The organism is Ferriphaselus amnicola (assembly GCF_000974685.2).
GTDB classification, from domain to species: Bacteria; Pseudomonadota; Gammaproteobacteria; order Burkholderiales; family Gallionellaceae; genus Ferriphaselus; species Ferriphaselus amnicola.
Genome location: NZ_AP018738.1, coordinates 1,947,726 through 1,972,685, shown reverse-complemented (window position 1 = coordinate 1,972,685; position 24,960 = coordinate 1,947,726). Strand labels below are relative to the sequence as shown.

Here is a 24,960-nt window from a genome sequence, read left to right as displayed (position 1 = left end):
TCTTTTTAAGGTTTTCCCATCTGGCGTGTTACGCGCAGCATGGTGTCGATGCCGTTATGGGTGAATTGATCGACGAGCGGGGCGAAGTAGGACATCGACAACGCGATGATGATGAAGCCGACCGTCAATGTGATCGGGAAGCCGATAGCGAATAGGTTGACCTGAGGCGCACTGCGGGACAGGATGCCCATCGCCAGATTGGTGATGAGTAGCGCACCCAGCACTGGCAATGATAGTTGCAGGGCGAATACGAAGATGCTGCCGCCCCACAGCGCGATGGTGTGCATGGCGTTAGCGGTCGGTGGCGTGGCCGAGATCGGGAAAGCTTGGAAGCTTTCGGTCAGTGTGGCGATCAGGTAGAGGTGGCCGTCCATGGTCAGGAAGGTGAGCGCAGCAATTACTCCAAGGAATTGCGCCAGGATGGGGGTGAATGAGGCGCGCTGTGGATCGTAGAAGCTGGCGAAGCCCAAGCCGATCTGCAAACCAGCGATCTCGCCGGCCATTTCGATCGCGGTGAACACTAGGCGCATGGTGAAACCCATCGCCACGCCGACCAGAATCTGTATCAACAGCACCAATATCCCCTGAGCAGTGCCCGGCTCGATGTCAGTTGGGATGCTCAGCGTGGGCGCGATAGCGACGGTTAGGATGAAGCCGAAGCCGATCTTGACTCGGTTGGGAATCTGACGGTTGCTGAGGATGGGCGCAGTGGCGATGAAGGCCATGATGCGCGCCAGTGGGAACACGAAAGTGGCAATCCAGAAATTCAGTTGCGCGCTGGTGAATGAGATCACGGCTTATCCTACCAGCCAAGGGATACTCTCGAACAGCCGCTTCATGTAGTCGGTCATCATTCCGATCATCCACGGCCCCGCGATGATCATCACTAAAAACATCGCAATTAGCTTGGGAATGAACGACAGCGTCATTTCGTTGATCTGCGTGGCGGCTTGGAAGATGCTGACCACTAGGCCGACGATGAGTGCGGTGAGCAGTAGTGGGGCGGACACCATCAGCGTCAGTTCCAGCGCCTGCCTACCTATCGTCATTACACTTTCTGGGGTCATCGCCGCTTACCTCAGGTGTAAAAACTCTGCACCAGCGAGCCGATCAACAGACTCCAGCCATCGGCCAGTACGAACAGCATGATCTTGAACGGCAGCGCGATGATGGCGGGTGACACCATCATCATACCCATGGACATCAGCACGCTGGCGACCACCATGTCGATGATGAGGAAGGGGATGAACACTACGAAGCCGATTTGGAACGCGGTCTTGAGTTCGCTGGTGACGTAGGCCGGCACGAGGATCTTCATCGGCACGGTTTCTGGACTTTCCAGTGGGCCGCTGTTGGATACTTTCACGAACAGAGCAAGGTCGGACTCGCGTGTCTGCCGCAGCATGAAGGCTTTCAGCGGGGCGCTGCCGGTATCATAAGCTTGTTCCAGCGAGATCTTGCTTTCGCTGTAGGGCACCCATGCGTCGGTGTAGATCTTCTCGAATACGGGCGACATGACGAAGAAGGTCAAGAACAGGGCTAATCCCACCAGCACTTGATTCGGCGGCGAAGATTGGGTGCCGAGGGCGGAGCGCAATAGCGACAACACGATGATGATGCGAGTGAAGCCGGTCATCATCAGCAGAATGGCTGGCAAGAACGTCAGCGAGGTGATCAGGATCAGCGTTTGAAGGCTGAGCGTCCACGTCTGGCCGCCACCGGCTGACGGTGTGCTGGTCAAGGCAGGCAAGCCAGCTTCGGCGGCGTAGGCAAGTGGCGCAGCCAACAGCAGCAGCGCCGACAACAGTGTGCGACTAAGCCGCATTCTTTTTCTCCATCACTTGCTTGAGCCAAGTCTGGAACTTGGTCTGATCGCCTTCGAGTGCGGAGGCTTCGCCGACGGGTAGGGCCGATTTAGGCAGCGTGTGTAATGTGCGTACAGAGCCGGGAGCCACGCCAACCACTAGCCAAGTGTCGCCGACCTCGACCAGTACGATGCGTTCACGCTGGCCCACGGCAACACCGCTGACGACCTTGAGTAAATTGCGGCCACCTTGTTGCGGCAGGTTGATGCGCTTGAGTAGCCAGCCAACCAGCACGATAGCGCCGAGCACCAGCAACAGGCTGAAGATCACTTGCAGGATGCTGCCCGAGGAAAGGGCGGCGGGTGCGGGCGGAACGTAGGCTGGGCGAGTGGCGGTTTCGGCCGCTGCGATGAGCGGAGAGCTGAGCGCGGCGAAGGTCGTGAGCAGGCGCAGCATGTCAGCGATTAAGTCGGCGCAAGCGTTCCGACGGCGTGATGATGTCAGTCAGGCGGATGCCCAGCTTGTCGTTCACCACCACTACCTCGCCCTGAGCGATGAGGAAGCCGTTGATGAGTACGTCCAAGGGTTCGCCCGCCATGCCCGACAACTCGACCACTGAGCCTTGTGCCAGTTGCAACAGATTCTTGATCGGCATCTTAGTGCGACCGAGTTCCACGGTAAGCTGCACCGGGATGTCGAGAATCATGTCCAGATCGTTGCGCGATGGTGCGGCGGTGCCGCTGCCAGCGAATTCTTCGAAGACGTGTGGTTTGGCTGAAGACAGACCTGCCGCTTGAGTCGTGGCCGCTTGTTCAGCCATGGCTGAGCCCCAGTCATCCGTGGTCGTGACGGCGGCTTGCTCTGCCATCGCCGCACCCCAGTCATCGGCACTGATTTGATCGCTAGTTTGGTCGTTCATGATTGTTCTCCATTGCTGTCACCACTTGTTCCGGTCAGCATTTTCTCTACCCGCAGGGCGTACTGCCCATTGAAAACCCCGTATTTGCATTCCATCACCGGCACCTCACCTACCATCGCCTGAATGGATTCATCGACCTCTAGCGAGATCACATCACCGGCTTGCATCTTGAGCACCTGACCCAAAGTGATGCGTGAGTGACCGAGCATGGCTTTGAGCTCAACATCGGCGGACTGTATCTGCTTGGACAGCATGTGTAGCCAGCGTTTGTCGGCGATGAGATGGTCGCCTTGCATCGAGCTGTACAGCAGCTCGCGGATCGGTTCAATCATCGCGTAGGGGAAGCAAAAGTGGATCGGGCCTCCCGAACCACCAAACTCGACCTCGAAAGTGGTCGCGACGACGACTTCGTTGGGTGTCGCGATGTTGACGAATTGTGGATTCATCTCCGAGCGGACGAATTCGAACTTCAGTTTATAGACCGATTCCCAAGACTTTTCGTAGGACTCGAACACCACGCCCAGCAGTTTCTGGATGATGCGCATCTCGGTTTGGGTGAATTCACGTCCCTCGACACGGGTGTGTATGCTCCCATCGCCGCCGAACATATTGTCCACCACCTGAAACACGAGGTTGGGGTCGAAAATGATCAGCCCGTTACCCCGTAGTGGTTTAGCTTGTACGAGATTGAAATTAGCCGGTACCGGAAGGTTGCGGATGAACTCGCTGAACTTTAGCACTCGCACTTGACCGACCGAGATCTCGGGCGTGCGGCGGATGAAGTTGAATAGATTGATGCGGAACAAGCGGGCGAAGCGTTCGTTCACGACTTCCATGGTGGGCATCCGCCCACGCACGATGCGTTCCTGTGTCGCTAAATTATAGGAGCGCACCCCGCCCGGTGCATCATCCGACTTTTTGTCATCGTCAGACTCCCCCGTGACTCCCCTGAGTAGGGAGTCAACTTCGTCTTGGGAGAGAAAGTCGCTGGCCATGATGGTTACTGGATGATGAATGAGGTGAATAGGACGTCTTCAACGCCTTCTTTAGCCTTAGGAGCGTGCTTAGACTTTTTGCCCTTGGCAGGAGCCTCTTCGTGGCTTTCGCCGGCACCAATCACACCATTGGTTTCTTCCACGATCTCGCTGGCAAGTTGCCTCTTGCCTTCAGGAGTGGAAATTTCTGAAGCGCGTTTGCTCGAAAGCAATAGCAGCAACTTGCTGCGAATCTCAGGTAGATTGGCTTTGATCTCTTCTTCCAGCTTGGGATTCATAACTTTCAGCGTCAGGCCGATCTGTAGGAATTGGTCACCCTCTTCGCGTTGCAGATTGACAGTGAACGCCTCCATCGAAACGAACACGGGATGGGAAGCTGGTTCGACCGTGGCTTCTTCCTCTTCTTCGTGATGGCTGCTTCCCATCAGAAAGAACGCAGCGGCTCCGCCAATCACCAGCACTAGAACCGCGACGATGATGATCAGCATCTTTTTGCTTTTAGGTTTCTCTTCACCAGCTGCGGCGGCGGGTTTCGCGGGTTTTGACATTGCGTGCTCCTATTAGATGGTTCTCATTATCGTAAAGTGTGTCGCGGTGGATCATCTGATTAACGCGACGATTTCCCGCTTATTCCCAGTCAGGCAAACGTGTCCAGCAGACCATTGTGACGACGTACCGGTGTGGCAAGAGCCACTGGCTGTTGCGCACCGGTCGCCATGTTATCCGAAATGCTGTCAGTGCGACCATTTCCGCTGCGTTGGTAAGCATCCTGCGCCGAGTCGCGCGCCTGATCGTTCACCGAGGCGTTTCCCAGCGTGATGCCGTTATCGGCCATCATTTCACGAAGTTTAGGCATGGCCTGCTCCACGGCATCACGCACGGCAGCGTGTGGCGAGGAGAAGAAGGCGGTCGCTTGATCGCCGCTGACGCTGATGACGACATCTAATGGCCCCAACTGCGGCGGATTCAGGTGCAGTTCTGCAGTTTGCTGATTGTTGGTCGCCAGCCAAGTGATTTTCTGGCCAAAGTCATCCCCCCAGTCTTTGCGGCCGACTGGCGTAGTGACAGCTAACTGAGTGGGGGCTGCTGCCATTGTTTGCTGAGCGAGATTCAGCATGGCGGGTTGGGAAGTGACTGCTGGGGTGTTGGGGGCGCTGATTTCAGGCAATGGACGTTCGAGAGGCATGGCCGTCTTGGCTGTGTCGAGTGCAGCGCCGAAGCGGATGCCAGCGTCAGCTGCGGTGTCTTTTCGTGCCGTCAGCTGGGCAGAGTCGTCGATGAAAGGTTGCTTCGCGATAGTTGATGACTCGCCGACTTCGGTGGCGCTCACGGCGAAATCGGGAGCAGTCGTGCCTTTGGTTTCTTTGCGGACTCCTGCTTGGGCACTGGCAAGTTGCTCGGCGATGCCAGTCATGGCCTCGCCGCTGGCTGTTGCGCTTTCGCTAGCGGAATTGGTAGTCGCTTTACCTTGTTTGATGAGCTGCGCCAGCATATCTGCGGGTAAGGTGGTCACACCTTCAGGGACAGGCGCTTGGGTGTCGCTCGCTTTGGATTCGGTCTTTTCCTTATGCGCCACGTGCTTATCGGTATGGCTCGGTTTGCTGCTTTCCTTGTTTGCTTGATGTGCAATTTGACCAGAGAGAACCGCGCCGAACGGTTGCGAGCTCTTGCTCTCCTCGTTCGGGCGTGTGGACGGTTTGTGTGATTGCGCGGCGGGTGCTGAAACTAGGACGGCGTTCATGGCTATTCCCCTTCTGGGTGCGGTTTTTGATAAGCGGCCTGACGGCCAGCATGCTCGTCTTGCACTTTCTGTTCAAGTTTTGCTTCAAGTCGCTTGCCCTCTTCGATATGGCGTTGAGCCAACGTGTCGAACGACTTCATCTTGACCTGAGCATTCATCAGATCCTCACGTCCGTGTTGTACTGAGCGCTCGGCGTAGCTAGTGACTTGGCGCTGCTGCGTGATGGCTTCGTCCAAACGATAGATGAATTCTTGAAAATTGCGTAACTCAGCTGGCTCGATACCGTTCTTTACAGCCTCTTGAAACTTGGTCTGATAATCCTTGCGATACAGCAGCAGCGCATCCAGCTTATCTTGCGCCGTTTGTTGCTGCTGATTGAGCTGGCCGAGCCGCTTGGTGGCGGCCTCGTTACGCTGTTGTGCCAGATTGACCAACGGTTGCAATGTGAAGGGCTTAGTCATACTGTGTTACCTAGTCTTCAACCAAGAGTGACGAGAATTGATCCATGCTGTGCGCCAAAGGATCGCTCTCGAACATGCCCTGCTTGAGGAACGATTCCATGCGTGGATGCAACACGATGGCGCGATCCAACAAGGGGTCGCTGCCGTTGACGTAAGCGCCGACGCTGATCAGATCATGGTTGCGCTGATAATGCGCATACATCTGCTTGAAGCGCTGCACTTGGCCAAAATGTTCGGGGCTGACCAAGTGGCTCATGGCGCGGCTGATCGAAGCTTCGATGTCGATAGCCGGGTAATGGCCTTCTTCGGCCAGACGGCGAGACAGTACGACGTGACCGTCGAGAATGGCGCGGGCACTATCAGCGATCGGATCCTGCTGGTCGTCGCCTTCGGTCAGCACGGTATAGAACGCCGTGATCGAGCCGCCACCCTCCACGCCGTTGCCTGCGCGCTCCACCAGCATCGGCAGTTTGGCGAACACTGAGGGTGGATAGCCTTTGGTTGCGGGAGGCTCGCCGATGGCTAAGGCGATCTCACGCTGAGCCATTGCGTAACGGGTGAGCGAGTCCATGATGAGCAATACATTCTTACCCTTGTCTCGAAAATACTCGGCGATGGTGGTGGCGTAGGCCGCCCCTTGCATCCGTAACAGCGGGCTGGTGTCGGCAGGGGCAGCGACGACCACCGAGCGCTTAAGACCTTCCTTGCCCAGAATGTCGGTGATGAACTCTTTGACTTCGCGACCGCGTTCACCGATCAGCCCGACCACGATCACGTCGGCGCTGGTATAGCGCGCCATCATGCCGAGCAACACGCTTTTACCTACGCCTGAACCAGCGAATAAACCCATCCGTTGGCCGCGACCGACAGTGAGCAGGCTGTTGATGGCGCGTACACCGACATCCAGAGCATCCTTGATCGGCGCCCGATCCAGCGGATTGATCGGGCGGCTTTGCAGTGCGGCACTTTCCTCTTCGAGCAGTGGACCGAGTGAATCGAGTGGACGACCCGCGCCATCGACCACTCGCCCCAACAGCATCTTACCCACGGGTAAGTGGCGGGCGAGGTCGGAGGCGCGACGACGAAGCTTGGGACGTTTGATCGCGTAAGTGATGATGGCCGAAGGTTCGATGGGAACGACACGCGCACCAGGAACCAAGCCTTGAACATCGTTCTCGGGCATCAGGAACAAGCGGTCGCCAGAGAAGCCAACCACCTCTGCTTCGATGCGGTTGCTGGGCAGCTCGATAGCGCAGGTGCTTCCTACCGGCATCCGCAAGCCGACGGCTTCCATCACCATGCCGGTGACTTTGGTCAAGCGGCCACTGAGCTGTAATGGCTTGCACTGCGTTACCACCTCGCGGCTGTCTTGCAGGCAATTGAGCCAGTGACGGGTATGAGGACTTACGTTTCCAGCCATGTCGAGTCACTCCCCAAAGAAGAGACGATGCGCCGCCAGCGAGTATCCAGTCCGGCGTCGATCTGGCTCTGGGCGGTATCTACGCGGCAACTGCCGCGCTCAATGCGGGTGTCTTCAGTGATCTTCCAGCCCAGATGTGAGAGTTGGTCGCCCATTTGGGTGCGCACCAGTTCTGCATCGGCTGGGCAGAGCACTAAATGGGCTGTTTGGCCGAAATGGGGAAGGGTGTTGATCGCCTCACGGATCACGCCGAGGATCAATTCGGGCTGCACGGTAAGTGCTTGATGCAGCATCTGACGAGCCACTTCCAATGCGAGGTCGAGCACTTCTTGTGCCAGAGCCTGATCGGCCTCGCGCAGCGAGATTTCGAGCGTAGTCATCAAATTGCCCAACTTCTCGGCATCTTCGGCCGCGCGTTGCAGACCTTCCGCATGTCCGGCCTGATAGCCCTCGGCATGTCCGGCTTGATAGCCTTCATTGCGCGATTGCTGATGGATATCCTCTAGCTCTGAGGCTGTGGGCAGGACGACGGGAACCGAGTCAGGTTCGACCACCGGTTTGGGCACGTCGAACGATGGCAGTTCCCAGCGTTGCCAAGCAGTGAGGCGCTCATTAGACATAAGCCTCGTCTCCCTTGCCGCCTAGTGCGATCTGACCTTCCTCGGACAGGCGTCGTACGATCTTGAGGATTTCCTTCTGGTTGGCTTCCACTTCGCTGAGTTTGACCGGCCCCTTGGATTCTAGGTCTTCCTTCATCATCTCGGCGGCGCGAGAGGACATATTCTTGAAGATCTTGGTGCGCATCTCTTCGCTGGCGCCCTTGAGTGCAACAATCAGGGTCTCGGACTGCACTTCGCGCAGGATGAGCTGGATGCCGCGATCGTCCACTTCCAGCAGATTCTCGAACACGAACATTTCGTCTTGGATCTTTTGCGCCAAGTCGGGGTCGTGACCGCGCACGGTGTCGAGCACCTGTCCTTCCAGCGTGGCACCCAGGTAATTGAGGATCTCTGCGGCGGTGCGAACGCCACCCTTGATGCTCTTCTTGCCCGCGCCGCCGGTGGTCATCAGCTTAGACAACACATCGTTCAATTCGCGCAGTGCGGCCGGTTGCACGCCATCTAGGGTGGCGATACGCAGCATCACATCGCCGCGAGTTCGCTCGGTCAGTAGCGCGAGTACCGAGGAGGCCTGATCGGGCTCTAGGTGGACCAGAATCGTGGCGATGATCTGCGGATGCTCGTTGCCGATTAGCTCGACGATGGACGGAGCATCCATCCACTTCAGGCTTTCAATGCCGGCGGTATCGCTGTTTTGCATGATGCGATCCAGAATGCCGGCGGCCTTCTCATCGCCCAATGCCTTGACTAACATGCTGCGGATATAGTCGTTGGAGTCCATGCCGATGGTGGTCTTGGTCGCTGCGATAGTCATGAACTCTTCGTACACGGCAGCGATCTGCTCGTGCGTCAGATTCTTCAGATTGACCATCTCGGCGCTGATCTTTTGCACTTCCTTGGGGCCGAGGAATTTCAGCACCTCGGCGGCCTCGGTTTCGCCCATCGTCATTAGCAGGATGGCGCTCTTGGTTGCTCCATCGTTACTCATTGCCGTTCACCCATTCCTTGACCACGGTAGCTACAATCTTCGGGTCTTGTTGTGCGAGTTGTTTGACTGCTTGAATCTGGTTTTCATAGGACGGTGTGCCGCGACTGAATCCTGCTTCGCCGGAACCACCTTCACCGCCAGTGGCTCCATGCCCACCATGACCGCCTTGGCCCTCTTCGCCAGCGTTGCCTTCACCTGTGCCGCCTTCACCTTCTTCATCACCCTCAGCAGGCTCGGGCGGAGGAGGAGGCGCAAGATTCTTGAAGGCAGGTCGGATCACCATGAAGATCAGTGCCAGCATCACACCGGCGATCAGCAGATATTTCAGCAACTCTTTCGCCAAGTCCAGCATGCCGGGTTGCTTCCAGAACGGCACATCAGGCAAGACCTCTTTGTCGTCGTTGAAGGCACTGTTGATGACTTCCAAGCTGTCGCCGCGCTTCGCGTCATAGCCCATCGCTTCTTTCACCAAGGCGGTGATCTGCGCTTTCTCTTCGTCGCTTAACGGTTGAGTGGAAGGATTGCCCTTCTTGTCGGTCACCGTACGATGGTTGACGACCACGGCCACCGAGATGCGCTTGATCGCGCCGACGGGCAGCTTGGTGTGGCGTATCGTGCGATCAACCTCGAAGTTGGTCGTTGCTTCCTTGTGCGTATTATTGGTGGCGGAATTCCCAGCCACAGCACTCGCTGGATTGACGATGGGAGCCGTAGCCGGCACGGGCGGCTGATTGGATAGCGCACCCGGCACGCCGGAAGGGCCGCCGCTGGTATTGACCGACTCGGTGGATTGTTGGCTGCGTACTGCGGCCTGATTCGGCGGCTGATTCGGGCCGTAGCTCTCGGCGGTCTGTTCAGACTGCGAGAAATCCAGATCGGCGGTGACTTGGGCGCGTACATTGTTCGCGCCGACCAGCGGGATGATGATGTCCTGAATACGCTTCACGTAATCCTGCTCGATCTGGCGCAGATACTTGAGCTGACTGGCATCCAGCACTTCGGTGCCGCTTTCGCGCATGGCCGAGAGCAGGGTGCCGTTCTGATCTACCAGCGTGACGCTCTTGGCCGACATCTCTGGCACGCTGCTGGAAATCAGATGGACGATCGCGCTGACTTGTCCCGCATCCAGCGCGCGACCAGCATTCAAGGAAAGGATCACCGAGGCGCTAGGCTTCTGTTGATCTTTGACGAACACGGTGGGCTTGGGAATGGCCAGATGCACGCGGGCGCTTTGCACCGAGGCTAATGTCTGCACCGAGCGCGCAAGTTCGCCTTCTAACGCGCGCTGGTAATTCACTTGTTCGAGGAATTGGCTAGTGCCGAACTTCTGGTTTTCCATCAGCTCAAAGCCGACATTGCCGCCCTTGGGCAAGCCTTGCGAGGCCAGTTTCAGGCGAGCCTCATGCACCATGTTGGCGGGAACCAGCACCGCACCGCCGCCTTCGGTGAACTTGTATGGCACATTCATCTGTTGCAACGATTCGATGATGGCACCGCCGTCACGGTCGGATAGATTGCTGTAGAGCACGCGATATTCCGGTGTTTGCCCCCACATTACCGAGCCGGCGACGATGGCGATGATGGCCGCGATGGCGACCATCAGTCCGATCTTTTGTGAGCCGGAGAGTCTGCCTAGCGCCTGTGTGAGTGGCGAGCCGGGCGTTGCTGTGTTGTTGTCTGTATCCGCCATGGTGTGAGTCAAACCTGATTTCCCTGTTGCGCATTATCCTCAGACAGCGCAACTGCATTCATGGGAATAGCGGTGGAATTCGCAGGCTTTTCGCTTAATGCCGATTGAATCGTCCTTGCTATCGTGCGTCCATCAGAAATGGAGGTGCATCATGAATGTCTCAGGTGTGGATAATTTACTGGCGCAGATGCGCACCATCATGGCTCAGTCGCAGAACGGCGTGGGCTCATCGCAAAGTGTCGGCGGCGCAGGGCAGGTGAATTTCGCCAGCGCGCTCAAAGCACAACTGGATGGCGTATCGAGCAGACAGCACGTTTCCGAAGATATGCAGAAGGCATTTGTGCTGGGCGACGACAAAGTCAGCCTGAGCGACACCATGATCGCCATGCAAAAAGCCAGCGTCGCGTTTCAAACGACCGTTCAAGTGCGCAACAAGGTCGTTGCCGCTTACAATGACATCATGAATATGCAAGTCTAAGTGAGCGCGTAAATGGTTGGATACGATGGAATCGTGGCGGAGGCCTTGCAGCGCGTCCGCGAGATCATGCCGTGGGATTTGAGCCGAATGTTAGCGGCGGGTGATCGCCCCATCCTGCTAGACGTGCGCGAACCCTCGGAATTCGCCTCGCTGCACATCCCCAACTCCATCAACGTCCCGCGTGGCATATTGGAACAATCCTGCGAATGGGATTATGACGAAACCGTACCGGAGTTGGCCGCCGGACGCGAGCAAGAGATCGTCGTCATCTGCCGCTCCGGCAAACGCTCAGTACTCGCCGCCGACACCTTGCAACGCATGGGCTACGTCAACGTAGTGTCGCTGAAAACCGGCGTGCGCGGCTGGAACGACTACGAACAGCCACTACAAGACAGCGAGGGCAACGCGGTGGATGCGGATAGCGGCGACGAAAGACTCGCTCCGCGATTGCGGGCGGAGCAGCGGAAACCGAAATAGCCCGTGGGTGCTTGCCAACCCGCTGCTCCCGAGAGCGCAGACATTAGAACAAGAAATTTGTTATGACTGCTTTGTGCCATAAGCGGACGTTTCTCTTTCTTCACCTTATGAACATAATGAATCTGATAAGCTCGCCGCAAGCGTTGCGGCCATCAATTTCAGGTAGGCCATAAAATATGCGTGTTATATGGCTATTCATCTGTATCAATTGGGGACTGGTGATATCAATCAATGCACCTGAAGAAATAGGTACGATTGAAGACGTCTTAATTGCGTTCCCACTAATGGCGGTCGGGGTCTCGCTGGGTACATTAAATCTCATGACATGGGTGCCGCCACCTAGTGATGTACGTTGCATTGGTATGGGGCTCAATCCCTGGATTCCCCTTGGATTATTGAAGGTTTGTACGGGGACATTTCTTTTCACGGGCCTCTCAGGCTTGATATTCTCGCTACTCGGCATCGGGCATGCGCTATGGATGCATCTTCAGCTTGTCAGCGTGGGATCCGGTGGACTTGTTGGAGTGTGGGCTGCATGTTTCATCTACAGGAAATCGCATGAAGCCTAACCCCAGAGAGTGTCCTGCGTTTTATGTACTCGATCACGTCTGCTTTGGGTCGGAAGCGGAAGTTGCTACTAAATCACTCATCGCTTCCCGGTTTACTTTTTCTTCAGTGTCTCGCCCATAAACTCCACACCTTTCCAGCCAGTGTTCATGAAGTTTCGGATGTTCTGGTGGTCGGTGGCTTCGGGGTGTTCGAGCACGTCTTTGCGGTAGTAGTCGCCAAAGCAGTGCAGGGTTTGCGCTGGCGTGAGTCCTTGCAGTTTGGCGAAGGAGAAGATCTTGCAGGAGCCGTTGTTCTTGCCGGCTTCGTTGAGTAGATCGCCGTTGCGGAATTCGGTTGGGGTGAAGTCATACAGTGCTTCGATGACGGCGAGGGTGTCGGCGAAGGCGATGGTTTCCGGGGTGTCGTTCAGGCGTTGCAGGAAAGTGGTCAGTTCCAAGATTATCTCCAGTGGTTTCGTGAAATGAAAAAGGCGGCCATCGGCCGCCTTTGCTATTGCGTGAGAGCTTAGTCGCGCTCGCCGGTGAAGGCCATCAGCAGGCTCAGTAGGTTGATGAACAGGTTGTAGATGTCCATGTACAGCGCCAAGGTTGCCATCAGGTAGTTGGTCTCACCGCCGCGCACGATCTGGCTCACGTCGTACAAGATGTAAGCGGAGAAGATCAGCACGGCCATCGCGGAGATGGTCAGCGACAGGGCGGGGATGTGCAGGAACACGTTGGCCAGCGAGGCGACCAGCAGCAGGATCAGTCCGATGAACAGGAACTTGCCCATGAAGCTGAAATCCTTCTTGGTCACGGTGGCGATGGTGGCCAAGCTGCCGAAGATGATGCCGGTGCCGCCTGCGGCCATGCCGACCAGTTGCGCGCCGTTCTTGAAGTGCAAGGCGACTTGAAGGATGGGGCCGAGCAGCAGGCCGGCGACGAAGGTGAAGCCGAGCAGGGCGACGATGCCCCAAGCGCTGTTGCGCAGGGCGGTGACGGCGAACAACATGCCCATCATCGCGCCGAACATCAGCAGTGTGGACATGATCGGGTGTTCGGCCATGAACGAGAAATTGATCGAGGTGCCGATGAACGCGCCGATGACCGTGGGGATCATGGTCAGCGCCAGCATCATGTAGGTGTTGCGCAGAACCTTGTTCTGGTCGGCTACAAACGAGCCAGTCTGCGTTGCGGTGATGGGTTGGTAGTGCATGGTGCCTCCGAGTGGTTAAACAGCGGAGCTAAGACTACAGAAGGCGAGAGAAAGTTTCAACCGCGTGAACATCACAGGATAATGAGGCGAATTAACAGATTTGACACAATAATCATAGGGGTGGCTGTGCTAGAATGCGCGCCCCTAAGTATTCAGCTAGAAAGTTAATCATGTCTCGCCTCCTTCGAAACATTGCCATCATTGCCCACGTTGACCATGGTAAGACCACCTTGGTTGACCAACTGCTGCGCCAGTCAGGCACATTCCGCGACAACCAGCAGGTGGATGAGCGCGTGATGGACAGCAACGATCTGGAAAAAGAGCGTGGCATCACCATTCTGGCGAAGAACACCGCGATCACCTACGGCGAGTATCACATCAACATCGTGGATACCCCCGGTCACGCCGACTTCGGCGGCGAGGTCGAGCGCGTGCTGGGTATGGTGGATGGCGTGGTGCTGCTGGTGGATGCGGTCGAAGGCCCGATGCCACAGACTCGTTTCGTGACTAAGAAAGCACTGGCGCTGGGTTTGAAGCCTATCGTCGTGATCAATAAGGTTGACCGTCCGGGCGCACGTCCTGACTGGGTGCTGGATCAGACCTTCGATCTGTTCGACAAGCTGCATGCGACCGACGAACAACTCGACTTCCCCGTGATCTATGCTTCTGGCCTGAACGGTTGGGCTTGTCTGGACCTGAAGGATGCGCCTTCCAACGGCGGCGCGGCCGACAACATGAATCCGCTGTTCGACACCGTGCTGGCACACGTACCAACACCACCGGGCAGCCCTGACGCTCCACTGCAATTCCAACTGGCTGCGCTGGATTACTCGACCTTTACTGGTCGCCTAGGTATTGGTCGCGTGCTGAATGGCCGCATCAAGACAGGTCAACAAGTCGTGGTGATGAACCATGAGCAGCAAGTTGGCTCGGGTCGTATCAACCAAGTGATGGGCTTCCGTGGTTTAGATCGTATCTTGGTGGATGGCGCTGAAGCTGGCGACATCATCATCATTTCTGGTCTGGACGAGATCGGCATTGGCGTCACGATCTGTGATCGCGATAATCCTGTCGGTCTGCCGATGCTGACGGTGGATGAGCCGACGCTGACCATGGACTTCATGGTGAACAGTTCGCCGTTGGCCGGTACTGAAGGCAAGTTCGTCACTTCGCGTCAGATTCGTGATCGTTTGAACAAAGAATTGCTGACCAACGTCGCGCTGCGAGTGGACGACACTGGCGATGCCGACGTGTTCCGTGTTTCCGGTCGTGGCGAATTGCACTTGACCATCCTGCTAGAGAACATGCGCCGCGAAGGTTTTGAGATGGCGGTGGCCAAGCCGCGCGTGGTGTACAAAGAGATCGACGGCGAGAAGTGCGAGCCGTACGAGAACCTGACCATCGACTTGGAAGATGGACACCAAGGTGGCGTGATGGAAGAGATCGGTCGTCGTCGCGGCGAACTGACCAACATGGAATCCGACGGCAATGGCCGTACTCGTCTGGAATATCACATCCCAGCACGTGGCCTGATCGGCTTTCAGTCCGACTTTATGACCATGACTCGCGGTTCCGGTCTGATGAGCCACGTGTTCGACGACTACGGTCCGGTCAAGGCTGATCTGCCAGGCCGTCACAACGGCGTGCTGATCTCGCAAGAGGACGGCGATGCGGTGGCTTACGCGCTGTGGAACTTGGAAGATCGCGGCCGGATGTTCGTGTCCCCCGGCGACAAGTTGTACGAAGGCATGGTCATCGGTATCCATAGCCGCGACAATGATCTGATCGTCAATCCGATCAAGGGCAAGAAGCTGACCAACGTGCGCGCCTCCGGCACCGACGAAGCTGTGCGCCTGACAACGCCGATCAAGCTGACGCTGGAATCCGCCGTGGAATTCATCGACGACGACGAACTGGTCGAACTGACACCCAAGTCGATTCGCATCCGCAAGCGTTACCTGAAAGAGCACGACCGCAAGCGCGCCCTGCGTTCGGAATAAGCGTTACGCGATAATAAAAAGCCCCGCCTGATTCTCGGCGGGGCTTTTTGTTTGTAACGTAGTGTTTCGAATCGGCGTGATGCGGGTCTAAGCTGGCTGTGTCACCCACAGCGCGGCACCACCTTGTTCCAGATATGTCAGGTACGCCCGCAGTTCGAATTCCAGTTGGGCATACGTCGGTTCGATGTGCTGGCAGAGTTGGTAGAACGCTTTGTCGTGATTGCGTTGCTTGATGTGCGCGAGCTCATGCACCACGATCATGCGCAAGAAGTCAGGCGGCATCTGGCGGAACAGTGTGGCTATCCGAATCTCCTGCTTGGCTTTCAGTTTGCCACCTTGCACCCGCGAGATATTGGTGTGCGTCCCGAGTGCGTTCTTGATGATGTGTAACTTGGGGTCGTAGGCGACGCGGCTAAGTGAGCCAGCATTGCGCAGGTGCTGGTTCTTGATCGTATGGACGTAATCATAGAGCGCCGCATCGGTGCGTATGGCGTGAGCTTGCGGATATTTGGCGAGCAGCCACGGTGCCAATCTGTCCTGTTCGATCAGGCGGCTGACTTGCTCGATAAGCGCGGTGGAGTAGCCAAAGAGGTAGTTGGGTGTTGATCTGGGGCGCATCGTTCAGGGCTGGAATCGTTCCTCTTGCGCCCGTAACGCGCGTGCTAGCTGTCGTGCTTCTTCTTCCTTGAGCGTGTCGTTGATCTCGCGCATCACGCTGTTCAGATCGACCGGCTTTTCTTCGTGGGTGAAGTGGCCGGTCAGTGTGCTTTCGGTGCTGAGTTCACCCCGTGCGAACAGAGCCCAGATCTCGTTGCCGTAGTCGGTGGCGAGTAGTTCTGGTGCGTATTGGCCAAAATAGTTGGCGAGGTTCTCCACGTCGCGCAACAGCATGGACTTGGCATGGTTGTTGGCGGCGGCGTCAATGGCTTGCGGCAGATCGATGATGACGGGGCCTGTAGCATCCACCAGCACATTGAATTCGGACAAGTCGCCATGCACGACCCCGGCGCACAGCATTCGCACCACTTGGGTGATGAGCTGGCGATGGTAGTCGAGCGCGACTTCGGCGGTGAAGGCCAGATCGTTCAGGCGTGGCGCGGCGTTGCCGTCCGCATCGGCGACCAATTCCATCAGTAGCACGCCTTCGTGGAAGGTGTAAGGCTTAGGAACTCGTACTCCAGCCGCCGCGAGGCGATACAGCGCGTCCACTTCGGCGCTCTGCCACGCCTCTTCCTGCGCTTTGCGCCCGTAATTCGTGCCCTTTTCCATGGCGCGGGCACGGCGGCTGTTCTTCACTTTGCGGCCTTCGGTGTAGTCCACACTTTGGCGGAAGGCGCGCTTGTTCGCCTCTTTATAGACTTTTGCGCAACGCACTTCTTCGCCGCAGCGCACTACGTAAACCGTGGCCTCTTTGCCGCTCATCAATTGGCGCAGCACTTCATCGACGAGGCCATCTTCGACCAGAGGGGCGATGCGTTTTGGAGTCTTCATCAGAAACGCTCGTATCCGGCCAGATAGCGCCATTGCCCCGGCGGGATCTTGCCCATCGCCAGCCGCCCGATGCGCAGCCGCTTCATCGACTGAACCTGTAGGCCGACGCTCTGGCACATGTGGACGATCTGGCCGGGTTGCACGCCTTTGAAGGCGAAACGCAGCCGAGACTCGCTCTGCCAACTGACTTTCATCGGTGGCAGTGCTTTGCCGTTGAAGCTGAGGCCGTGATTGAGCCGCTTCAGGCCGTCTTCGATCAGTTCGCCCTTGACTTCGACGACATACTCTTGCTCGATGGTGGCTGCGTCGTCACTGAGTTTTCGCGCTACTTTCCAGTCTTGGGTATGGACTGTCAATCCGCTCGCACCTGCTTGCAAGGGCAGGTATTGCGTCAGTTTGACGAAGTGTTGCTTGAGTAGATGAACGCCGGTGTGGTCATCTGCCATGCGAGTGTCGGCGCTCGGCGGGTGCTGAGCGTCGGCTTCGGCAACTTGGTTCAACATCATCGTCACCGGAGTGACGGGAGTGAGCGTCGCTTCTGGGTGCAGCTCCACCCGCTGCTCAGCGACCATGAACTGCGGCTCCTCCACTGTCTGACCATCCACCGACACCCAGCCGCCCGCGATATACAGCTCTGCTTCGCGGCGCGAGCAGGGCACGATCTCGGCCAGACGTTTAGCGAGACGTACAGAATCAGTCATAAGTGGGACATCCAAAAATAAGTCTCGCATTGTAAACGCTCAAGTCTGCTCATCCTCTGTAAAATGCGCGCATGAATAGTCTCTCAAAATCAGTGAGCCCTCCGACTTTGGACGGGATCACGCTCGAAACTCTCGTCACGCTATTGTCCGAGCGATTGGGCTGGGACGAGATGGCGGCTGAGGTGCCGATCCGTTGCTTTACCCACGACCCCAGCATCAAATCCAGTCTGAAGTTTTTGCGTAGAACGCCGTGGGCGCGAGCCAAGGTGGAGCAGTTGTATTTGCGCGAGGCGCGTTATTGGCCTGCGACGTGAGATCGTCGGTGTCAATTCTTTTTGATGATTTCGGCGGAGTTGAACCATGACCGCGAGTAAGCCATTCGATCCCAAGCCGATTCTCGATCACCTGCCGCTGCTTCCGGGCGTGTATCGCATGCTGGATGCCGATGGACAGGTGCTCTACGTCGGCAAGGCCAATCAGCTCAAGAAGCGCGTCAGTTCTTATTTCCAGAAGACCAACATCTCGCCGCGCATCCGGCTGATGGTGTCGCACATCGCCAATATCGAGGTGACCATCACGCGCTCGGAGGCGGAGGCGCTGCTGCTGGAGAACAACCTCATCAAGTCGCTCAAGCCGCGTTACAACATTCTGTTTCGCGACGACAAGAGCTACCCCTACATTGTGCTGAGCGGCCATGCTTATCCGCGACTGGCCTACTATCGCGGTGCACCGACCCGGCATAACCAGTATTTCGGGCCTTACCCCAACGCCAATGCGGCCAAGGAGAGCATCGCGCTGTTGCAGAAGGTGTTCCGCATCCGCACCTGCGAGGACAGCGTGTTCAACAACCGCACTCGGCCTTGTCTGCTGCACCAGATCCAGCGCTGCACCGGGCCGTGCGTAAATCTGATTTCTCAGGACGATTACGCCGCCGATATCCGCAACGCCTCGCTGTTGCTGCTGGGCAAGCAAGGCGAAGTGGAAGCGCATCTGCGCACGGCGATGGAGGTGGCGGCGGAAGCGTTGGCGTTCGAGCAGGCGGCGGCGTTGCGCGACCAGTTACAGGCGCTGCGCACCGTGCAGCAAAAACAGTTCGTGGAAAGCACTGGCAGCACCGATGCCGACATCGTGGCGGTGGCGACGCTGAACGGCGCGCTGTGCGTGGCGCTGGCGATGGTGCGCGGGGGGCGGCATCTGGGCGACAAGCATTTCTTTCCGCAGAACGCCGATGGGCAGGAGCCGGGCGAGGTGCTGGAGGCCTTTCTGGCGCAGCATTATCTGGAGCGCAGCGTGCCGCCGCTGGTGCTGGTCAATGTACCCGCGGCGGCGGAAGCGCTGGAAGAGTTGTTGGGTGAGCAGTCCGGCCACAAGGTCGCCATCCGTCATCAGGTCAACGGTGAGCGCCGTCAATGGTTGGAGATGGCGGAGCAGAATGCGCTGCTGGCCTTGCAGCAGCAGGCCGGTTTGCAGGCTGGTCAGCAGGTGCGGGTGGATGCGTTGCGCGAGGTGCTGGGGCTGGAACAGCTGGCGCGCATCGAGTGTTTCGACATCAGCCACACCATGGGCGAGGCGACAGTGGCCTCGTGCGTGGTGTATGACAATCTTGCGATGCGTAATGCCGAGTATCGCCGTTACAACATCACCGGCATCACGCCCGGCGACGATTACGCCGCGATGCGTCAGGCGGTGACGCGGCGCTATCAAAAATTGCAGGCAGGTGAAGGCAAACGGCCTGACCTCATCCTGATCGACGGTGGGGTAGGACAGTTAGGTATGGCGGTGGACGTGATGGCCGAGCTGGGCTTGCCTGAGATCCAGTTGGTGGGTGTGGCCAAAGGCGTCGAACGCAAGGCTGGGCTGGAGCAATTGATACGCCCTGGAGAAGATGAGGCGCTGTCTTTGTCGCCAGATAGTTCAGCGCTACACTTGATTCAGCAAGTACGCGACGAGGCGCACCGTTTTGCAATCAGTGGTCATCGAGCAAAGCGCGGGAAAATTCGCACGACATCGATGTTGGAAGAGATCGAGGGAGTGGGGGAGAAGCGCCGTCGTAACCTGTTGGCGCGTTTCGGTGGGCTAAGGGGGGTGCAGTTGGCGAGCGTGGAAGATCTAAGCCAAGTCGAAGGGATCAGTCTGGCCTTGGCAAAAAAGATACACCAGCAGCTAATGGCTTGATTGTATCCCCTAGTCTGTCAGCTTGTTTTATTAATATTGTAGTTTACTCCCGATGTGATTCTAACTATTTGTATGAGATGCGTTATATAGAGTCTAGTCATCTTGTTTCGTTCATCTTGCTAGGGAATTCTATGTGAGAAGGTGCAGGGTTGGCTCTGAGCTTTGTTCGGGTTGAATCACGTAAAAGGATATAGGTAAAAGGATATAGTCCAATCTAGTGCTTGACACTAGGGGGATAGCTCTAGAGAATGCATCCAAAGGCTTAATTGCAATGCAGAGTCTCAATGTGTCGAAATTCGGCTGCAGGATAAATCAGGGAATATAAATATGGAACGGACAGGTCGCTATCTCTGGGGTGTTCCCAACAAACTGTTGGAGCTATTGACGAATTGGTCTGGCTGGCGCTTTCGCACCATTCGTTGGCTAGTGACCGTGGTCGGGTTGGTTGTCGCTGGTTGGCTGGTGATTATGCCGCTGGATGGTATCGAGCAGCTGATTTTTGGTTTGCTGGTCTTCGTCTTCGTACTTTACATTCGTAGTTATGCAGGCTCCTTCATCACCTTGCTGTTAGTGGGTGTGTCGGTGCTCATGTCAACGCGCTACTTGTATTGGCGCGCAACCGAAACACTCAATGTAACCACGCTATTGGATGGGGTCTTCAGTATAGGTTTGCTGCTTGCGGAGACCTATGCGTGGGTAGTGCTCGGGCTGGGGTTCTTGCAAACCATTTGGCCACTGCGTAGAAAAACGGAAGTGCTACCTGAGAATAAGGCGCTTTGGCCTACGGTCGATGTGCTGATTCCGACTTACAACGAACCGTTGGAAGTGGTCAAGGCTTCGGTGCTTGCGGCGCAGGTCATGGATTGGCCGGTGGAGAAGATTAAGATTTACCTGTTGGATGATGGGCATAGAGAGGAGTTTCGCTCTTTTGCCAATGAGGCTGGGGTTAGATACATCGCTCGCGAAGATCATGTCTATGCCAAGGCTGGCAATATCAACAATGCGCTAAAGCAAGCTACCGGCGAATTTGTCGTGATCTTCGATTGTGACCATATTCCTGTACGCTCATTCTTGACGTCGACTATGGGTGGTTTCCTTAACGACCCCAAGCTTGCTTTGGTTCAAACTCCTCACCATTTCTTCTCGGCTGACCCCTTTGAGCGTAATTTGGGAACGTTCCGCAAGATTCCTAATGAGGGTGCATTGTTCTATGGTTTGGTGCAGGACGGTAATGATCTTTGGAATTCCGCATACTTCTGTGGTTCGTGTGCTGTACTGAAGCGCTCGGCTTTGGATGAGATCGGTGGCATTGCTATCGATACCGTGACTGAAGATGCTCATACTTCAATTAATCTTCATGCAAGAGGCTATAACTCAGCCTATTTGAATGTCCCTCTGGCAGGTGGCCTTGCTACAGAGTCCTTGAGTGCTCACATCAAGCAACGGATGCGCTGGGCGCGTGGGATGGTGCAAATCTTCCGAATCGACAATCCATTCTTCAAGCGCGGATTGTCGTTCATGCAGCGCCTCTGTTACGCCAATGCCATCTTGCACTTCTTGTATGGTTTCCCGAGGTTCTTCTTTATGACCTCGCCGTTGGCATATCTGTTCTTGGAGGTGCACGTTATTGATGCTCCGGCGGGGATGATCGCAGTGTTTGCTTTGCCGCACTTGATCATGTCGTCCATCGCCAATTCACGGATGCAACAACAGAACCGCCACTCGTTCTGGAACGAAGTGTATGAAACCACTCTGGCGTGGTACATCATGTGGCCGACTTTGATCGCGTTGGTCAGCCCGAAGCTAGGCACATTCAATGTGACTGCAAAGGGTGGGCGTGTGGATGAGGAGTATTTCGACTGGAAGATTTCCATACCTTACGTGATTCTGTTCATTCTGGATCTGTGCGGCCTGATCGTTGGTTTGGCGCGTATGTTCTGGTGGAATACCTATGAGTGGGACACGGCGGCAATGAACGTGGGTTGGGCGCTCTACAATCTGGTGATGATTGGAGCAACTATTGCTGTTGCACTGGAAACCAAGCAGGTGCGCAATGCAAGCCGCGTCAGAGCGTCTATTCCTGCGGGTATCGTTCTGCCTGGGAAAACGATCAGTTGCTTTACTCAGGACTTTTCGATTGGTGGTGTGTCGGTTGATTTGCCTGAGCCGGTTGGGCTAAAACGAGGGGATACCCTTACGCTGACCTTGGAGCGCGACGGTATGGCACATGCCTTTCCTGTGGAGGTGGCGGGTGTCGTTGAGAAGTCGCTTAGATTACGCTTTACCAGCATGCCGGTTGATACAGAACGTAAGCTGATTTCGACGACTTTCTCTAGGGCGAATGCTTGGGAGAATTGGTTGGAAGATGTCGATTTGGATCACCCGCTACACGGGTTCCGTGAGTTGTTGCGGTTCAGTGAGCTTGGCTTTGAGCGGTTGCTGTCATCCGCTCACAAGGGTTGAGTTAGGCGCGTATTACTCATAGTAGAGTGAATAGAATGAATAAAATACTACATCTGTCTCTGGCGTGCCTGTTTGCCCTTACACAGGCGAGCGCCACTTTTGCGGCTCCGGATGCTGCTGAACAAGGTGTTGGATCGGCTGATGCCGGAGTGGCGCAGAGTTCGCCAGTGACGCGCCCTTCCGCCCCCGTGGTCGGTAAAAGTAAACCGGTGGCTCAGCCAGCAACCAAAGTTATATCCAGCTCGATTCCTGACGCTAAAGTAAAACAGGTGCCAGCTCCCTTGGTGATGCCTCAGCCAGTCAAGGCGGTGAAGCAAGAGCCAGTGAAAGTTGAACCAAAACCAGTTGCTGCTCCGGTTAAGGTGGTTGAAAAACCAGTTCCTCCGCCCGTAGAAGAGAAAAAGATAGTAGTTGCACCCGCGCCAGCTAAGGTGGTGGTAAAGCCTGTTACTCCCCAGGTGGCTAAGGAGCCAGTTCCACAGACAGCTTCTGTTCCGGCTAAAGTGGCAACGCCGCCCAGCGTAAAGGTGGCGGCTCCACTGGCTCCAGCTCCAGCGGTGTCCGCCAAGTCATCGCCCACCCCGATTGCAACTAAGGAAGTAGTTACTCCTGTGGCAATGGCCAACGCATCAACTTCTCCAGCGGTGCGCAAAGAGGTTCTGAGCCTAAAAAGCTTGGGTTTGTCGAAACCGATCAAGTTGCTCGGTGATGAGGCCGAGTCCTCGATTGACTTCTCTTTCCATACATTGGATATCGTCAAGAGCTTGCATTTGCAATTGAAGTACGACTACTCGTCAAAGTTGGATCCGCAGACGAGTAAGTTGGTGGTGTTGGTGAACGGAAAAGAAGTTGCTGCGTTCCCACTTGACCCTGAAGGTGCAGCAGGATCGTTTAGAACCATCGAGGTCGATCCTACATTGTTGTCAGAATGGAACCATCTATCCTTCCGCGTAGCATCTCATTTGAAGGATGATGCGTGTGACGATCCACGTTCAATCGAAAAATGGGTGCGTATCTATCACCGTTTCAGTGAAATCGATGCTGAGTCGTTCTCTCTGCCTCTGACGAACGATCTAGCCTTGTTCCCGATGCCCTTCTTTGATAAGCACGAGACCCAGCCGATTCGGATTCCTTTCGTCTTCTCAGGCAAGCCTAGCAATAACACCATTAAAGCCGCAGGCGTACTGGCGTCGTGGTTTGGGAATTTGGCTTCGTGGCGCGGCACGAATTTTTCCACCAAACTTGGCTCCCTACCTCAGTATGACTCCATTGTGCTCGCAACCTCTGACGAGCATATCGATGGGATCGAGTTGCCCCCTGTGACGGAGGGGTTTGCACAGATATCGATGATTAACAATCCTGTTAATCCAGTTAACTCGCGTCTTTTGCTGATCGTGGGAAGAACAGATAAGGATTTGGTTGATGCGGTGAATGCCCTCGTGCTGGGAAAATTGAAGCTCGAAGGTGCGACAGCCACTGTCTTTAATCGCGAAATTACCCCTCAACGGGCTTTGAACGATGCCCCGAATTGGTTGCCGACCAATAGGAAAGTATTGATTGGCGACTTACTGCCAGCAGACCAGTTGAAGAGTAAGGGCGTGTTCGTATCGCCTTTACAGCTTAATGTAAGGTTGCCATTCAACTTGTTTAGTACGGAAGAGCAGACTATCCCGGTTACCTTGAAGCTACAGGCATCAAACGGTGGAAGAAAGCTGACCCAAATTGAAGCGGTTCTGAATGGTGAAAAGTTCGATACGATCTCAATTAAGACAACCGAAACTCAAGGTATGGTGGCCATTCAAACAGTGTTTTCTGTTCCTGCCGCCAAAATGACCGGTAAAGATAACCTGACCTTTAACTTTATCTTTACACAAACTGGCGAGGCTCAGTGTGCTATCAATGGCATTGTGTACGATGAGATTCGAGTCGATCCGACCTCATCGCTGGACGTGTCTGCCTTGCCGCAGTACGTGGAGTTGCCTAACCTTTCATACATGGCCTATACAGGCTACCCATTCAGCAGCAAGGCGGATCTTTCTGGAACTGTTGTGCTGGTTCCTGAGCAGTTCAGCGAACAGGAAATCAGTAGTCTGATGACAGTGATTGGTCATATTGGTGAGAAAACCGGCTACCCTGCAACTGGCTTGGCTGTGTCATCGTTCCGTAGTGCTGATCAGTTTGCCGATAGGGATGTGCTGCTAGTAGGAACGACGGCACATTTAGAGCCGCTGTTCGATGATTGGAAGTATCGCATCACGGTGAATCCGCGCGGATCGTTGCAGCCGTTCCCGTGGCCTGTCAACTTGTTCGGCTCTTGGCAGCTGTTCACAGAGGATGGCAAGGGCTATTCCGATAGGCTGGGTGCATGGGCGAATGTCTCTCTAGATTTGAAGGATCGTTTACATACACCAGCACTGGTTGCTGCTTTTGAGTCGCCATTACAGAATAAACGCAGCGTGGTTTTGATAACGGCGGGCAGCGATGGGGATTTGCGTAATGCTGCTCAGGTACTGGCTACATTTGATCGTGCGAACAACTTTTCTGGTGATGTCTCTCTGTTGGACGTGCAAAAGGAAACAGTCAAATCTTATCGTTTGGCCCCAACCTATTCAATTGGTTACATGTCCGTTAAAGAGCGGATGCAGCGTTTAGCATTGCATAATCCTTGGGTCGCATTTTTGCTGATCTTCTTGCTAGTAATGCTCGCTCCAGAGGTTTTATTCAATCGCCTGAAGAGCAAGGCAGAAGATCGGTTGGGAAAGTAGGTCGCTT

At 55.8% G+C, this 24,960-nt stretch carries 25 protein-coding genes; 7 read left to right on the top strand and 18 right to left on the bottom strand.

What is annotated here, in order from left to right; translation table 11 throughout:
- Window positions 1-5: 5 nt before the first annotated feature.
- From fliR to fliF, 13 genes are all read right to left on the bottom strand, one after another.
- Window positions 6-794: a flagellar biosynthetic protein FliR gene (gene fliR / locus OYT1_RS09860; protein WP_062626199.1), complete on the bottom strand. Its 789-nt coding sequence runs from the start codon at window positions 792-794 to the stop codon at window positions 6-8.
- A 3-nt stretch (window positions 795-797) separates the two neighbouring features.
- Complete coding sequence (gene fliQ / locus OYT1_RS09855; protein ID WP_062626198.1) at window positions 798-1,067, bottom strand: flagellar biosynthesis protein FliQ; 270 nt, start codon at window positions 1,065-1,067, stop codon at window positions 798-800.
- An 11-nt stretch (window positions 1,068-1,078) separates the two neighbouring features.
- Window positions 1,079-1,825 (bottom strand): flagellar type III secretion system pore protein FliP, encoded by a 747-nt coding sequence (fliP, locus tag OYT1_RS09850; protein WP_062626197.1) that lies wholly within the window; start codon window positions 1,823-1,825, stop codon window positions 1,079-1,081.
- A complete protein-coding gene (gene fliO, locus OYT1_RS09845) occupies window positions 1,815-2,261 on the bottom strand; it encodes a flagellar biosynthetic protein FliO (protein WP_062626196.1) in 447 nt (148 codons plus the stop codon). The genes fliP and fliO overlap by 11 nt, the downstream gene beginning before the upstream one ends.
- 1 nt (window position 2,262) lies before the next feature.
- The gene (gene fliN / locus OYT1_RS09840; RefSeq protein ID WP_062626195.1) at window positions 2,263-2,724 is read right to left on the bottom strand and encodes a flagellar motor switch protein FliN; all 462 of its coding nucleotides are present in this window, start codon (window positions 2,722-2,724) and stop codon (window positions 2,263-2,265) included.
- Complete coding sequence (fliM, locus tag OYT1_RS09835; RefSeq protein WP_062626194.1) at window positions 2,721-3,719, bottom strand: flagellar motor switch protein FliM; 999 nt, start codon at window positions 3,717-3,719, stop codon at window positions 2,721-2,723. The genes fliN and fliM overlap by 4 nt, the downstream gene beginning before the upstream one ends.
- 5 nt (window positions 3,720-3,724) lie before the next feature.
- Window positions 3,725-4,267, bottom strand: a complete 543-nt coding sequence (fliL, locus tag OYT1_RS09830) for a flagellar basal body-associated protein FliL (RefSeq protein WP_062626193.1) — start codon at window positions 4,265-4,267, stop codon at window positions 3,725-3,727.
- An 89-nt stretch (window positions 4,268-4,356) separates the two neighbouring features.
- Window positions 4,357-5,460, bottom strand: coding sequence for a flagellar hook-length control protein FliK (locus OYT1_RS09825; protein WP_062626192.1), 1,104 nt, complete (start codon window positions 5,458-5,460; stop codon window positions 4,357-4,359).
- A 2-nt stretch (window positions 5,461-5,462) separates the two neighbouring features.
- Window positions 5,463-5,921: a flagellar export protein FliJ gene (gene fliJ, locus OYT1_RS09820; protein ID WP_062626191.1), complete on the bottom strand. Its 459-nt coding sequence runs from the start codon at window positions 5,919-5,921 to the stop codon at window positions 5,463-5,465.
- 10 nt (window positions 5,922-5,931) lie between these two features.
- Window positions 5,932-7,341, bottom strand: a complete 1,410-nt coding sequence (fliI, locus tag OYT1_RS09815; protein WP_062626190.1) for a flagellar protein export ATPase FliI — start codon at window positions 7,339-7,341, stop codon at window positions 5,932-5,934.
- Window positions 7,326-7,961: a flagellar assembly protein FliH gene (locus OYT1_RS09810; protein WP_062626189.1), complete on the bottom strand. Its 636-nt coding sequence runs from the start codon at window positions 7,959-7,961 to the stop codon at window positions 7,326-7,328. The genes fliI and OYT1_RS09810 overlap by 16 nt, the downstream gene beginning before the upstream one ends.
- Window positions 7,954-8,949, bottom strand: a complete 996-nt coding sequence (gene fliG / locus OYT1_RS09805) for a flagellar motor switch protein FliG (protein ID WP_062626188.1) — start codon at window positions 8,947-8,949, stop codon at window positions 7,954-7,956. The genes OYT1_RS09810 and fliG overlap by 8 nt, the downstream gene beginning before the upstream one ends.
- On the bottom strand, window positions 8,942-10,639 hold the full coding sequence (gene fliF / locus OYT1_RS09800; RefSeq protein WP_062626187.1) for a flagellar basal-body MS-ring/collar protein FliF: 1,698 nt from the start codon (window positions 10,637-10,639) through the stop codon (window positions 8,942-8,944). The genes fliG and fliF overlap by 8 nt, the downstream gene beginning before the upstream one ends.
- Window positions 10,640-10,790: 151 nt before the next feature.
- Between fliF and fliE the strand changes: the two genes are divergently transcribed.
- The gene (fliE, locus tag OYT1_RS09795) at window positions 10,791-11,117 is read left to right on the top strand and encodes a flagellar hook-basal body complex protein FliE (RefSeq protein WP_062626186.1); all 327 of its coding nucleotides are present in this window, start codon (window positions 10,791-10,793) and stop codon (window positions 11,115-11,117) included.
- Window positions 11,118-11,129: 12 nt separating this feature from the next.
- Window positions 11,130-11,594: a rhodanese-like domain-containing protein gene (locus tag OYT1_RS09790; RefSeq protein ID WP_062626185.1), complete on the top strand. Its 465-nt coding sequence runs from the start codon at window positions 11,130-11,132 to the stop codon at window positions 11,592-11,594.
- 661 nt (window positions 11,595-12,255) lie between these two features.
- Here OYT1_RS09790 and OYT1_RS09780 read toward each other — a convergent pair.
- Window positions 12,256-12,600, bottom strand: coding sequence for a HopJ type III effector protein (locus OYT1_RS09780; RefSeq protein WP_062626183.1), 345 nt, complete (start codon window positions 12,598-12,600; stop codon window positions 12,256-12,258).
- Window positions 12,601-12,668: 68 nt separating this feature from the next.
- A complete protein-coding gene (locus OYT1_RS09775; RefSeq protein WP_062626182.1) occupies window positions 12,669-13,358 on the bottom strand; it encodes a Bax inhibitor-1/YccA family protein in 690 nt (229 codons plus the stop codon).
- Window positions 13,359-13,528: 170 nt separating this feature from the next.
- Between OYT1_RS09775 and typA the strand changes: the two genes are divergently transcribed.
- Window positions 13,529-15,358, top strand: coding sequence for a translational GTPase TypA (typA, locus tag OYT1_RS09770; RefSeq protein WP_062626181.1), 1,830 nt, complete (start codon window positions 13,529-13,531; stop codon window positions 15,356-15,358).
- Between the two features lie 87 nt (window positions 15,359-15,445).
- On the opposite strand, the gene OYT1_RS09765 is transcribed toward typA, so the two are convergent.
- Genes OYT1_RS09765 through OYT1_RS09755 form a run of 3 tightly spaced genes read right to left on the bottom strand, consistent with a single transcriptional unit; the run spans window position 15,446 to window position 17,550 of the window.
- Window positions 15,446-15,976: a YgjP-like metallopeptidase domain-containing protein gene (locus tag OYT1_RS09765; protein ID WP_062626180.1), complete on the bottom strand. Its 531-nt coding sequence runs from the start codon at window positions 15,974-15,976 to the stop codon at window positions 15,446-15,448.
- Between the two features lie 3 nt (window positions 15,977-15,979).
- The gene (locus OYT1_RS09760) at window positions 15,980-16,849 is read right to left on the bottom strand and encodes a PA4780 family RIO1-like protein kinase (protein ID WP_062626179.1); all 870 of its coding nucleotides are present in this window, start codon (window positions 16,847-16,849) and stop codon (window positions 15,980-15,982) included.
- Window positions 16,849-17,550, bottom strand: a complete 702-nt coding sequence (locus OYT1_RS09755) for an rRNA pseudouridine synthase (RefSeq protein WP_062626178.1) — start codon at window positions 17,548-17,550, stop codon at window positions 16,849-16,851. Before OYT1_RS09755 ends, OYT1_RS09760 begins: the two co-directional genes overlap by 1 nt.
- Before the next feature lie 71 nt (window positions 17,551-17,621).
- Between OYT1_RS09755 and OYT1_RS09750 the strand changes: the two genes are divergently transcribed.
- From OYT1_RS09750 to OYT1_RS09735, 4 genes are all read left to right on the top strand, one after another.
- Complete coding sequence (locus tag OYT1_RS09750; RefSeq protein WP_062626177.1) at window positions 17,622-17,864, top strand: VF530 family protein; 243 nt, start codon at window positions 17,622-17,624, stop codon at window positions 17,862-17,864.
- A 46-nt stretch (window positions 17,865-17,910) separates the two neighbouring features.
- Window positions 17,911-19,725 (top strand): excinuclease ABC subunit UvrC, encoded by a 1,815-nt coding sequence (gene uvrC / locus OYT1_RS09745; RefSeq protein WP_062626176.1) that lies wholly within the window; start codon window positions 17,911-17,913, stop codon window positions 19,723-19,725.
- 327 nt (window positions 19,726-20,052) lie between these two features.
- The gene (gene bcsA, locus OYT1_RS09740) at window positions 20,053-22,188 is read left to right on the top strand and encodes a UDP-forming cellulose synthase catalytic subunit (protein WP_062626175.1); all 2,136 of its coding nucleotides are present in this window, start codon (window positions 20,053-20,055) and stop codon (window positions 22,186-22,188) included.
- A gap of 35 nt (window positions 22,189-22,223) precedes the next feature.
- Complete coding sequence (locus tag OYT1_RS09735) at window positions 22,224-24,953, top strand: cellulose biosynthesis cyclic di-GMP-binding regulatory protein BcsB (RefSeq protein WP_084611942.1); 2,730 nt, start codon at window positions 22,224-22,226, stop codon at window positions 24,951-24,953.
- The last annotated feature ends 7 nt before the right edge of the window (window positions 24,954-24,960 follow it).

What these genes read in the sequence shown, in the direction of transcription:
- fliQ (WP_062626198.1), bottom strand. Translation starts at nt 1,067, where the DNA reads ATGACCCCAGAAAGTGTAATGACGATAGGTAGGCAGGCGCTGGAACTG.
- fliE (WP_062626186.1), top strand. Translation starts at nt 10,791, where the DNA reads ATGAATGTCTCAGGTGTGGATAATTTACTGGCGCAGATGCGCACCATC.
- fliM (WP_062626194.1), bottom strand. Translation starts at nt 3,719, where the DNA reads ATGGCCAGCGACTTTCTCTCCCAAGACGAAGTTGACTCCCTACTCAGG.
- typA (WP_062626181.1), top strand. Translation starts at nt 13,529, where the DNA reads ATGTCTCGCCTCCTTCGAAACATTGCCATCATTGCCCACGTTGACCAT.
- fliN (WP_062626195.1), bottom strand. Translation starts at nt 2,724, where the DNA reads ATGAACGACCAAACTAGCGATCAAATCAGTGCCGATGACTGGGGTGCG.
- fliI (WP_062626190.1), bottom strand. Translation starts at nt 7,341, where the DNA reads ATGGCTGGAAACGTAAGTCCTCATACCCGTCACTGGCTCAATTGCCTG.
- fliP (WP_062626197.1), bottom strand. Translation starts at nt 1,825, where the DNA reads ATGCGGCTTAGTCGCACACTGTTGTCGGCGCTGCTGCTGTTGGCTGCG.
- OYT1_RS09760 (WP_062626179.1), bottom strand. Translation starts at nt 16,849, where the DNA reads ATGAAGACTCCAAAACGCATCGCCCCTCTGGTCGAAGATGGCCTCGTC.
- OYT1_RS09765 (WP_062626180.1), bottom strand. Translation starts at nt 15,976, where the DNA reads ATGCGCCCCAGATCAACACCCAACTACCTCTTTGGCTACTCCACCGCG.
- OYT1_RS09750 (WP_062626177.1), top strand. Translation starts at nt 17,622, where the DNA reads ATGAATAGTCTCTCAAAATCAGTGAGCCCTCCGACTTTGGACGGGATC.
- fliL (WP_062626193.1), bottom strand. Translation starts at nt 4,267, where the DNA reads ATGTCAAAACCCGCGAAACCCGCCGCCGCAGCTGGTGAAGAGAAACCT.
- fliO (WP_062626196.1), bottom strand. Translation starts at nt 2,261, where the DNA reads ATGCTGCGCCTGCTCACGACCTTCGCCGCGCTCAGCTCTCCGCTCATC.
- fliJ (WP_062626191.1), bottom strand. Translation starts at nt 5,921, where the DNA reads ATGACTAAGCCCTTCACATTGCAACCGTTGGTCAATCTGGCACAACAG.
- OYT1_RS09790 (WP_062626185.1), top strand. Translation starts at nt 11,130, where the DNA reads ATGGTTGGATACGATGGAATCGTGGCGGAGGCCTTGCAGCGCGTCCGC.
- OYT1_RS09810 (WP_062626189.1), bottom strand. Translation starts at nt 7,961, where the DNA reads ATGTCTAATGAGCGCCTCACTGCTTGGCAACGCTGGGAACTGCCATCG.
- OYT1_RS09735 (WP_084611942.1), top strand. Translation starts at nt 22,224, where the DNA reads ATGAATAAAATACTACATCTGTCTCTGGCGTGCCTGTTTGCCCTTACA.
- OYT1_RS09825 (WP_062626192.1), bottom strand. Translation starts at nt 5,460, where the DNA reads ATGAACGCCGTCCTAGTTTCAGCACCCGCCGCGCAATCACACAAACCG.
- fliF (WP_062626187.1), bottom strand. Translation starts at nt 10,639, where the DNA reads ATGGCGGATACAGACAACAACACAGCAACGCCCGGCTCGCCACTCACA.
- OYT1_RS09775 (WP_062626182.1), bottom strand. Translation starts at nt 13,358, where the DNA reads ATGCACTACCAACCCATCACCGCAACGCAGACTGGCTCGTTTGTAGCC.
- uvrC (WP_062626176.1), top strand. Translation starts at nt 17,911, where the DNA reads ATGACCGCGAGTAAGCCATTCGATCCCAAGCCGATTCTCGATCACCTG.
- bcsA (WP_062626175.1), top strand. Translation starts at nt 20,053, where the DNA reads ATGGAACGGACAGGTCGCTATCTCTGGGGTGTTCCCAACAAACTGTTG.
- OYT1_RS09755 (WP_062626178.1), bottom strand. Translation starts at nt 17,550, where the DNA reads ATGACTGATTCTGTACGTCTCGCTAAACGTCTGGCCGAGATCGTGCCC.
- fliG (WP_062626188.1), bottom strand. Translation starts at nt 8,949, where the DNA reads ATGAGTAACGATGGAGCAACCAAGAGCGCCATCCTGCTAATGACGATG.